General features: G+C 70.1%; 8 protein-coding genes. 2 read left to right on the forward strand and 6 right to left on the reverse strand.

Features of this window, described 5'->3' with window-relative positions:
- Window positions 1–2 precede the first annotated feature (2 nt).
- The 6 genes from FZN60_RS15705 to FZN60_RS15730 form a co-directional block, all read right to left on the reverse strand.
- A complete protein-coding gene (locus tag FZN60_RS15705; protein ID WP_158874436.1) occupies window positions 3–497 on the reverse strand; it encodes a CMD domain-containing protein in 495 nt (164 codons plus the stop codon).
- A 13-nt stretch (window positions 498–510) separates the two neighbouring features.
- Window positions 511–1,998, reverse strand: a complete 1,488-nt coding sequence (locus tag FZN60_RS15710) for an NAD(P)-binding domain-containing protein (RefSeq protein ID WP_158874456.1) — start codon at window positions 1,996–1,998, stop codon at window positions 511–513.
- A 142-nt stretch (window positions 1,999–2,140) separates the two neighbouring features.
- Window positions 2,141–3,211 carry an ABC transporter ATP-binding protein gene (locus FZN60_RS15715; protein ID WP_158874437.1) on the reverse strand — a complete coding sequence of 357 codons (1,071 nt, stop codon included), beginning with the start codon at window positions 3,209–3,211 and terminating at the stop codon, window positions 2,141–2,143.
- Window positions 3,211–4,008, reverse strand: a complete 798-nt coding sequence (locus FZN60_RS15720) for an ABC transporter permease (RefSeq protein WP_158874438.1) — start codon at window positions 4,006–4,008, stop codon at window positions 3,211–3,213. Before FZN60_RS15720 ends, FZN60_RS15715 begins: the two co-directional genes overlap by 1 nt.
- Complete coding sequence (locus FZN60_RS15725) at window positions 4,008–5,009, reverse strand: ABC transporter permease (RefSeq protein ID WP_246726851.1); 1,002 nt, start codon at window positions 5,007–5,009, stop codon at window positions 4,008–4,010. The genes FZN60_RS15720 and FZN60_RS15725 overlap by 1 nt, the downstream gene beginning before the upstream one ends.
- Before the next feature lie 23 nt (window positions 5,010–5,032).
- Window positions 5,033–6,142, reverse strand: coding sequence for an extracellular solute-binding protein (locus tag FZN60_RS15730; protein ID WP_158874439.1), 1,110 nt, complete (start codon window positions 6,140–6,142; stop codon window positions 5,033–5,035).
- Window positions 6,143–6,624: 482 nt separating this feature from the next.
- Here FZN60_RS15730 and FZN60_RS15735 point away from each other — a divergent pair, with 482 nt between their 5' ends.
- Together FZN60_RS15735 and FZN60_RS15740 are read left to right on the forward strand one after the other, a co-directional pair.
- A complete protein-coding gene (locus FZN60_RS15735; protein ID WP_158874440.1) occupies window positions 6,625–7,704 on the forward strand; it encodes an NAD/NADP octopine/nopaline dehydrogenase family protein in 1,080 nt (359 codons plus the stop codon).
- A gap of 204 nt (window positions 7,705–7,908) precedes the next feature.
- Window positions 7,909–8,730: a DUF2243 domain-containing protein gene (locus FZN60_RS15740; RefSeq protein WP_246726852.1), complete on the forward strand. Its 822-nt coding sequence runs from the start codon at window positions 7,909–7,911 to the stop codon at window positions 8,728–8,730.
- Window positions 8,731–9,003 lie beyond the last annotated feature (273 nt).

Consider the following 9,003-nt stretch of genomic DNA (forward strand, 5'->3'; position numbering starts at 1 on the left):
CGTCAGGCTCCCTTCAGCATGCGCAGGCCCGCGGCGACGCGGAGCTGGTAGTTCACGAAGGCGACGAGACCCGTGAGCGTCACGATCGCCGGATCGTCGAGCCCGGCGGCGCGCAGGCGCTCGACGTCCTCGCGCGTCGCGGCCTCGGGCGTCAGGGTCAGAAGGTCGACGCGCCGGACGATCTCGGCGAGGCGCGGATCGGCGGGCGCGTGGCCCGGATCGGCGAGGGCGGCGGTCGGCGCGTCGGGGACGGCCTTCGCGAGAAGGGCGTCGTAATGCGCCGCGCCCGCCGCGTCCTTCAGGAGCCGGGCCATGCGGGCGGCGAGCGCCGCGCGAAGGGCGGGGGAGAGCTGGCCGGGATCGCGCGGCGAAAGGCTGGCACGGTGGCTCGTTTCGCTGAGGCGCAGGATCTCCTCGCGCTCGCCGCGAAGATCGTAGAGCGCCGAGCCCGGCGCCACCCCGGCGATCCGATCGATGACGTTGTCGTCGTAGCTCATGGACAGGCGGTCCTCAAACGGCCTCGGCGCGGGCCGGCGCGTCGGCGTCCGTCCACTCGTCGCCGATCAGCTCGGGCTTGGAATAGGCGAGGAGGTTCGCCCAATGGGTTTCGACGTCGTCGCGGAAGAGGGCTGCGGCGATGCCGCGGGTCAGCCATGCGGCGCCCTCGCTGATCGCGGGGATGTCGCCGGACACCTTGCCGAGGCTCATCGTCGCCCCGTAGTTGAAGCAGTGGACCTGCGACAGCCAGGGGGCCTCGCCGGGCCGCTTCTCGGTGAAGGAGAAGTCCTCGGCGAGCCAGGGAAAGCTCGCGAGATCCTCGTTGGCCTCTTCGGGCGGCGGCGTGTAGCGGTCGCGCCAGGCGGCGACGGCGGCCGTGTGCGGCTCCAGCTCGGGCCGGGCGGTGGCGTCGATGGTGAAGCCGGTGCCGAGGATGACGAAGTCGGTTTCGAAGACGCGCCCCTTGGTGGTTTCGAGGCGCACGGAACCCTCCTCGACGCTCGCCCGCGCGATGCCCGCATCGAAGTGGAAGAAGGCGTTGGGGAAACGGCCGACGCGGCGGGTGGAGTTGCTCGGCGCGGGCGTCTGCTGGCGGCCGGCATAGTTCATGATGCGCCAGCGCCAGTCGGGCGAAAGCGCCGGAAAGCCCGCGACGAGCCCGTAGGAGCCGACGCCCATCAGCTTGTTGATCGTCGGCATGACGGCGCGCCGGGCGAGGAGCCGCACCTCCGCCGCGCCGGCCTCCAGCGCCGTCGCGGCGTTGTCCACCGCCGAGGCGCCGACGCCGATCACGACGACGCGGCGTCCCTTCAGCGCCTCGAAGTCGATGTCGTCCATGGAATGCGCCCAGCGCTCGCGGGGCAGGCCGTCGGTGAAGGCGGGGATGGTCGGCTTGCCCAGCCCTTCGCGGCCGTTGGCGAGAACGACGCGGCGCGCGAGGATCGGCTGGGCGCTGCCCGCGATCTCCAGCGCCAGGATCCCGTCCGCCGCCGGCCCGACGCGGGAAACATGGACGCCGTTCTCCACCGGCAGCTTTAGAACCGCGCGGTACCAGCGCAGGTACTCCATCCAGAGCGGGCGCGGGATGCGGAAGAGCTGCTCCCAGGCGCTCGACCCGTGCGTCGCGCGGTACCAGGCCTGGAAGGTCAGCGAGGGCATGCCGTAGGCCGGCCCGAGGAGCTGCTTGGGACTGCGCAGGGTTTCCATCCGCGCATAGGTCATCCAGGGGCCCTCGAGGCCCGCCGAGTTGCGGTCGAGGATCCGGATGTTCGCGATTCCCGCGCGCTTCAGGGCGAAGGCCGCGACGAGGCCGCACATGCCGCCGCCCACCACCACGACGTCGCTGACGGGCTCCCCGTTCGGCCCCGCGGTCGGGGGCACCCAGTTCGCCGGCGGATCGTTGAGGAGAGCGAGGTCCTCGGCGAGCCGCGCTTCCAGCGCCGCCAGGCGGCGCCGGGCATCGGGATGGAGAGGGACGGGAGCGGGAATGGGGCTCGACATAAGCTTCATGCCTCTGGCTTCACGCCGTTTTCAGGCGGGCGGTGCGAAAGGGCGCCGCCCGCTTCGTTCGATGTGGGTCTCGGGTCTCGGACGCCGGGCGCCGGCCCCGATCCGCGGCGCGCGGAGCCGGCACCTCGCGCGGTCAGTCCCGCAGCACCACGGCGTTCTCCGCGCGCCAGCCGAGCCAGACCTCGCCTTCGGTCGGGACGGCGAGGTCGAGCGGGTCGACCAGCGCCTCGATCTGGCCGCGCCCGTCCACCTCGACGCTCAGGAGCGCGTGATTGCCCTTGAAGACGCGGCGGCTGACGCGCCCGCGCACCCGGTTGGCCGTGTCCGGCTCGGCGGGAAACAGGCGGATCGCCTCGGGCCGCACGGCGAGGCGCGCGCGCGTTCCGGGCGCGGGGCTCGTCTCGCCGCGCGCGGCGGTGATCGCGACGCCCTGCCAGTCCAGCGCGACGCGCGGGCCGTCCGCCGAGACGACGGAGCAGTCGAGGAGGTTGGTGTCGCCGATGAAGCTCGCGACGAACCGGCTCGCGGGCCGCCCGTAGAGCGCCTCGGGCGTTCCCATCTGCTCGATGCGGCCGGCATTCATGACGACGATGCGGTCGGACATCGTCAGCGCTTCCTCCTGGTCGTGGGTGACGAACAGGAAGGACTTGCCCGTGCGCTGCTGGATGGCCTTCAGCTCCATCTGCATCTGCCCGCGCAGCTTGGCGTCGAGGGCCGAGAGCGGCTCGTCGAGGAGGAGGATCTGCGGGTCGGGCGCGAGCGCGCGGATCAGCGCGACGCGCTGGCGCTGTCCGCCGGACAGCTCGTGCGGCATCCGCGCCGCGTAGTCGCCGAGCTGGACGAGGTCGAGGAGCTCGCCGACGCGCCGGTGGATGGCGGCGCTCTCGAGCCCTTTGAGTTCCAGGCCGAAGGCGATGTTCTTCGCGATCGTCATGTGGGGAAAGAGCGCGTAGTCCTGGAAGACGATGTTGACGTCGCGCTTGTTCGGCGGGAGGCGCGTCACGTCGCGGCCGGCCAGGAGGATGCGGCCCGAATTCGGCGTCTCGAAGCCGCCGAGCATGCGCAGCGTCGTCGACTTGCCGCAGCCCGAGGGACCGAGAAGCGTCACGAACTCGCCGGGCGCGATGTCGAGGTCGAGGGCGTCGACGGCGACGCTCTTGCCGTAGGCCTTGGTGACGGCCTCGAAGCGGACGATCGGTTCCATCAGCGGGTCCTGGCTTTGCGAGTGAGCTGCTCGGCGTAGAGGCCGACGACGGCGGTGGTCAGCAGGACCAGGGTCGCCATGGCGTTGATCTCCGGCGACATGCCGCCCTGGAGGCGGGCGAAGATCAGCATCGGCAGCGTCGTGCGATAGCCGCCGAGAAAGAAGGTGCGCACGAAGTCGTCGATCGACAGGAGCGCGCAGAAGATCATGCCGCCGTAGAGGGCGGGCTTGAGGTAGGGCAGCGTCACGCGCAGGAAGGCGACCACCGGGTCGGCGCCGAGGTCGCGCGCGGCGTCGACGAGGCTGCCCGGCATGGTGCGAAGGCGCGTCAGCGCCATGATCATGACGAAGGGTACGGCGTGCAGCGTGTGGCCGAAGATGATCGCGCCGGTGCCAGTCGGCACGTCGAGCGTCGCGATGAAGATGCGGACCGAGATCGCCTGGATCATGCCGGGCACCACGGCCGGCAGGCAGGCGAGCGCGAAGACGAGGCTGCGCAGCCACAGGCTCTCGGCCGAGACGACGAGCGCGATCCAGGTGCCGATCACGGTCGCGAAGAGCGTGGTCGCCGCGGCGATGAGGATGGAATAGCCGACGGCCGACAGGAACTGCCCGTCCTGGACGACCTTGGCGTACCAGTCGAGCGTCGTTTCCCCGATCGGGAAGGCGATGAACTCGGCCGCCTTGAAGCTCATGGCGGTCATCAGCAGGAGGGGGCCGAGAAGGTAGAGGACGAAGACCCAGTAGGCGGCGGAAAGCGCCGCCTTCGGTCCGTCGAGGGTGCGTCCGGCCGCCATCACAGGAACCTCGCGGAACGCTTGCCGCCGACGAGGCGCATGAAGAGCGCGGCGAGCCCGAGCGAGGCGGCGAGCATGACGACGGCCATCGCCGCGCCCACCGGCCACTTGTCGCTGGCGCCGTGGAAGAAGGCGGCGATGGTTTCGGGGAAGAGCCCGGTGGAGGGGCCGCCGAGGAGGATCGGGGTCGCGAAGACGCCGATGGTGGTGAGGAACACCAGCGAGCAGCCCGACACGATGCCGTCCTTCGACAGCGGCAGGATGATCCGGCCGAAGCGCGTGAAGGGTCCGGCGCCGAGGTCTGCCGCCGCGTCCAGCAGGTGGTTCGGGATCTTCTCCATCGCCGAATAGAGCGGCAGGAGCATGTAGAGGCAGACGAGATAGATCACGCCGAAGGACAGCGAGAAGTAGTTGTAGAGCATGGGGATCGGGCGGTCGATCAGGCCGATCTCGCGCAGGAGGACGTTCAGCGCGCCGCGGTTCGCCAGGAGCATGATGACGGAGAAGGTGCGGATCACCTCGCCCGCCCAGAAGGGGATGAGGAGAAGGAGCAGCGCCCGCGTCCGGTTCTGCGGGCGCACGATCTTCGCCACGTAGTAGGCGACGGGATAAACGACGATCAGCGTGACCAGCGTCACGCAGAAGGCGAAGACCACCGAGCGCATGAGCGGCAGCGAATAGAGCGGCTCCGACAGGAAAGCCCAGTAGTTGGCGACGGTGTAGCTCGGGCTCGACCCGTCGGTGATCGGATAATGCTGGAGGAGGCTGATCCGCACGAGCTGGACGATCGGCCCGACATGGGCGATCGCGATCCACAGGAGCGGCACGCCGATGAAGACGGCGAGCCGCGCGGCGCGGTTCTCGGCCAGAAGCCCGAGGGTCGCGCGGTAGAAGGGCGAGCGCATGAGGCGGCCGTAGCCGGGCGCGTAGCGCGGGGCCGAGGCGGGCGGCTTCGCCCCCGCTTCCGCCCGATGCGTCGTGTCTGCCGGAAGGCTCGTCATCCGCGTCTTGCCCCGTCCCGTCGTCAGGCCGCCTTGATCTCGGCGCTCGCCCGATCGACCATCTCGTTCTTCATGTCGCGGTTCACCGAGGAGAAGAAGGTGATGCGCTCGACCTGGTCCGCCGGAAGGGTGGAGGCGGCGCGCTCCTTCTCGTCGAGGATGGCCTCGACGCCGGCGAAGGTCGAGGTGAAGCCGGACTGGCGCGTCATCGCCGCGCCCACCTCGGGCGAAGCGGCCACCGCCTCGATGAACTTGTAGGCGTTGTCGGCGTTCGGCGCGTTGTTCACGACGTTCAGCGTGTAGACGAAGCCGTAGGTGCCTTCCTTGGGCACCGAGATCGCGATCGGGTGGCCGTCCATGATCAGCTTGGAGATCGGGCCGGACCAGCCCTGCGCCACGTAGACATCCTCGTTGATGAACATCTGTTGGATCTCGGACCCGGCGTCGTAGTACTTGCGCACCTTGTCCTTGTGCTGGATCAGGAAGTCGCGCGCCTTGTTCGTCGCGGCCTGCGCGACGTCTGGCTTGTCGACGTAGGTGACGTAGTCGCCGTCGTCGCCGAGATAGCGCATGGTGATCGAGAGGAAGTCGGACACGATGTAGGAGGTGGCCGACTTGTTGGCGTCCGCGAACATCACGTCCCAGCTGCCGGTGTCCTCGACGTAGTCGGTGTTGCGGGCCAGGCACTCGAAGCCCGCGAGGATCGGCAGGCCCCAGGTCTTGCCGTCGGTCGTGAGCCAGTCGGCCTGCTGATAGGCCGGGATCAGCGAATTCCAGCTGGCGATGCGCGCCGTGTCGAGGGGCGCGAGGAGGTTCGAGCCGATGAACTGCGAGAAGCGGTGGCCGACGACGGTGACGATGTCGGTCGAAGGGTTGGCACCTTCGGCGGTGAGCAGGTTGTACTGCTTGCCCTGGTCGTCGGTCAGGCGGATGTTGACGGTGATGCCTGTATCCGCCTGGAACTTCTCGAGGAAGTCGGCCGGGATGAACTTGTCGTAGGTCGTGATGTTGAGGACGTTGGACTGCGCGAAGGCGGAGCGCGAGCGCAGGATCGCAGGTGCCGCGAGGAGACCGGCGGCGCTAGCGCCCAGGAGCTTGATCGCCGAGCGGCGCGTCGTCTTGATGTCGCCCATATCCGTTTCCGGCCGCGCCGGCTCCCGTCTTTGTTGATCAACGCGTTGGGTTGATGACCCAGCGCTGCGCATCGAAGCGGCATGCCCGATTCTGCGCCGGCGCCGGTCTAGGTTTGGCAAATGGGATGGCGGGCCGCGACCACCCGTGAGTTGAGAATGTCGTGAAGGGCGTGCCGCAGGGCGCGAGATCGGGCGCTGTTCGCTCGTCATCGGCCTGTCCGGGTGGTCCGGTCTGCGCCGCTCTTGGGGCTCCGCTCTTTGGTCAGCCACGACCGTCGATCCCATCGCGGAAGCCTACCGCGAAGCCGGCAAACCGGATTATCTGCGGCTCTCCGCGGTGCCGAGAATCGGAGACGCCGGCACGGTTCGTCGGCGACCCGTCTCGCGGCTCGGCCGCCGGAGCCCAACGCAACCGCCGCGCCGTCCGGCAACCATCCCCAGGCGCGGCGTGCCGACCCTTCCCAAGACAAAAAGGATTCAACATGAAGGTCGCCATTCTCGGAGCGGGCGCCATCGCCCACAGCGCCGCAGCCTTTCTCGCGCCGGCCGGGCACGAGCCCGTCATCTGGTCGCCGTCCGGCCGCTCCGCCGCGGCGCTCGCCGAAGGACGCCCGCTCGTCGCACGAGTGGCCATCGAAGGCGAGTTCACGGTTGCGGCGGCGTCCTCCTGCGCCGCGGCGCTCGAGGGAGCGGACGCGATCCTCGTGGCGCTGCCGGCCTACGGCCACAGGGCCGTTCTGGACGCGGCCGTGCCGCACCTTCGTTCGAACCAGGCCGTCCTGTTCAGCTCGCACGCCTCCTTCGGCGCGCTCTACCTGTCGAAGCGCCTCGCCGAGCGCGGCGCCGACGCGCCCCTGATCGCCGTCTGGGGCACCACCATCACCACCGGGCGCATGGGCGGCCCGGCGCTCGTCAACGTCGCCACCGTCCGCTCCAAGGTCGACGTCGCGACGCTGCCGGCGTCCCGCGCCGAGGAGGGGCACGCGCTCTGCACGGCGCTGTTCGGCGATCGCTTCGTTCTGCGCGACGGGCTGATGGCGATCGCGCTCAGCAACCTCAACCCGCAGAACCACCTCGGCATCGCCCTTCTCAATCTCACCCGCATGGAGAAGGGCGAGACCTGGGGCCAGGGCGAGAACGTCACGCCCGCGGTCGGCCGCTTCATCGAGGCGCTCGACGCCGAGCGCCTGCGCATCGCCGAACAGTTCGGCCTGTCCGTGCGCACGGTGCGCGAGCATTTCTCGCTCTCGTTCCACGTGCCGATGAGCACCGTGTCCGAGATGAACCAGGAGATGCACCGGCAGGGGCGCGGCGGCTTCGGTCCGACCACGATCGAGAGCCGCTACATCCTGGAGGACGTCCCCTTCGGCCTGTGGCCGACCGTGCTCGTCGGCCGGATGGCGGGCGCGCCGGCCGTGCTGCACGAGGCGGGCGTGTCGATCTTCTCCGCCTCCTACGGGCGCGATCTCACCGCCGACAACGACATCCTTCCGGCTCTCGGCTTCGAGGCCATGTCGCTCGGCGATCTGCGCCGGTTGACGCGCGACGGCTACGGCCAGTGAGACGGCGCTCCGGCGTGGAGCCTGTCGTCCCGACTTGACCGGACGGGGCGGCGCCGTCTTCCGGAAGGCCCTTCGATCGCGCGTCCGCGTCGCCGGTGCGGACCGGTTGGACCACTAAGGTTCGCGTCCGGAACCGGGACTCCTCTCCTCGATTCGCTCTGGGTATGCCGATGCGGCTCGGCGAGACGGATGGAGGTGAGGAGCGTGCAGGACGAGTCCATGACGGGCAGTCGGTTCGGGATGCCGGACGACCGTATGGGTGGGGCGGGGCCGCGGTTGTTCCGCCTCGATCGCCGGGGCTGGGCCGGGCTGCTTCTCGGCTTCGCGCTCGGCGGCTTCTTCGACGGCATCCTGCTTCATCAGATCCTGCAATGGCATCATCTGCTCAGCGCGCTGGACGGGGACCTGCGCTTCCAGGTCGCCGCCGACGGGTTCTTCCACGCGCTGATGTACCTCGTCGCTGGCGCCGGCCTCTGGATGCTTTGGCGCTCGGAAGCGGCCGGCGAGGCGCGGTCCGGGCGCTGGCTTCTCGCCGCCATGCTCGTCGGCTTCGGGATCTGGCATGGGCTCGACGCCGTGCTCTCGCACTGGCTCCTCGGCATCCACCGGATCCGCATGGACAGCGCCGTGCCGCTCGCCTGGGACCTCGGCTGGCTCGCCGTGTTCGGCCTCCTGCCGCTCGTCGCCGGGCTTGCGCTCTGGCGAAGCGGGCCGGGTGGAGGCGGCCGGCGGGCGGGCGCCGCGATCGCGACCTGTTTGACGCTCGCGGCCGGCGTCCAGGCCCTGCAGCCCGCCGGCGGACGCGACGTCGTCACCGTCCTCTTCGCGCCGGGCACGCCGCCGGCCGAGGCGCTCGCGGCGGCGGTCGGCGCGGGCGGGCGGCTCGACTGGAGCGATCCGACGGGCGAACTCCTCGTCCTGCGCATGGACGAGGGCGCTTCGCCCCTCCGCTTGTTCGGAGCCGGGGCGATCCTGGTCGGCGGCGGTGGATTCCCGGTCGGCTGCTTCGGCGCGACCGACCTTTGAAGCGCGGCGAACGCGACAATGATCCCGAGCGAGGCCGCTCCGGCCGGATCGTAGCGGCTTCGATCTGCCGCCGGGCATGCCGACGTCGCGAAGCGGACGCGGCGGTGCCCCGGCCCGTCGTGAGCCCGGCGGGTCCTCTTATCGTACGGCCATCAGCCTTTCCCGCACGCGTTGCGCGACGTAATCCTCCAGCGCCTCGGCCTCCTCCGCCGAGAAGCGCAGGCCGAGCTTGGAGCGCCGCCACAGGATGTCGTCGGCGCTGCGCGCCCATTC

It is taken from the genome of Antarcticirhabdus aurantiaca, from assembly GCF_009765365.1.
GTDB lineage: Bacteria > Pseudomonadota > Alphaproteobacteria > Rhizobiales > Rhizobiaceae > Antarcticirhabdus > Antarcticirhabdus aurantiaca.

Coding starts and splice junctions, on each gene's coding strand:
- FZN60_RS15705 (WP_158874436.1), bottom strand. CDS start 497: ATGAGCTACGACGACAACGTCATCGATCGGATCGCCGGGGTGGCGCCG.
- FZN60_RS15710 (WP_158874456.1), bottom strand. CDS start 1,998: ATGTCGAGCCCCATTCCCGCTCCCGTCCCTCTCCATCCCGATGCCCGG.
- FZN60_RS15735 (WP_158874440.1), top strand. CDS start 6,625: ATGAAGGTCGCCATTCTCGGAGCGGGCGCCATCGCCCACAGCGCCGCA.
- FZN60_RS15725 (WP_246726851.1), bottom strand. CDS start 5,009: ATGACGAGCCTTCCGGCAGACACGACGCATCGGGCGGAAGCGGGGGCG.
- FZN60_RS15720 (WP_158874438.1), bottom strand. CDS start 4,008: ATGGCGGCCGGACGCACCCTCGACGGACCGAAGGCGGCGCTTTCCGCC.
- FZN60_RS15730 (WP_158874439.1), bottom strand. CDS start 6,142: ATGGGCGACATCAAGACGACGCGCCGCTCGGCGATCAAGCTCCTGGGC.
- FZN60_RS15715 (WP_158874437.1), bottom strand. CDS start 3,211: ATGGAACCGATCGTCCGCTTCGAGGCCGTCACCAAGGCCTACGGCAAG.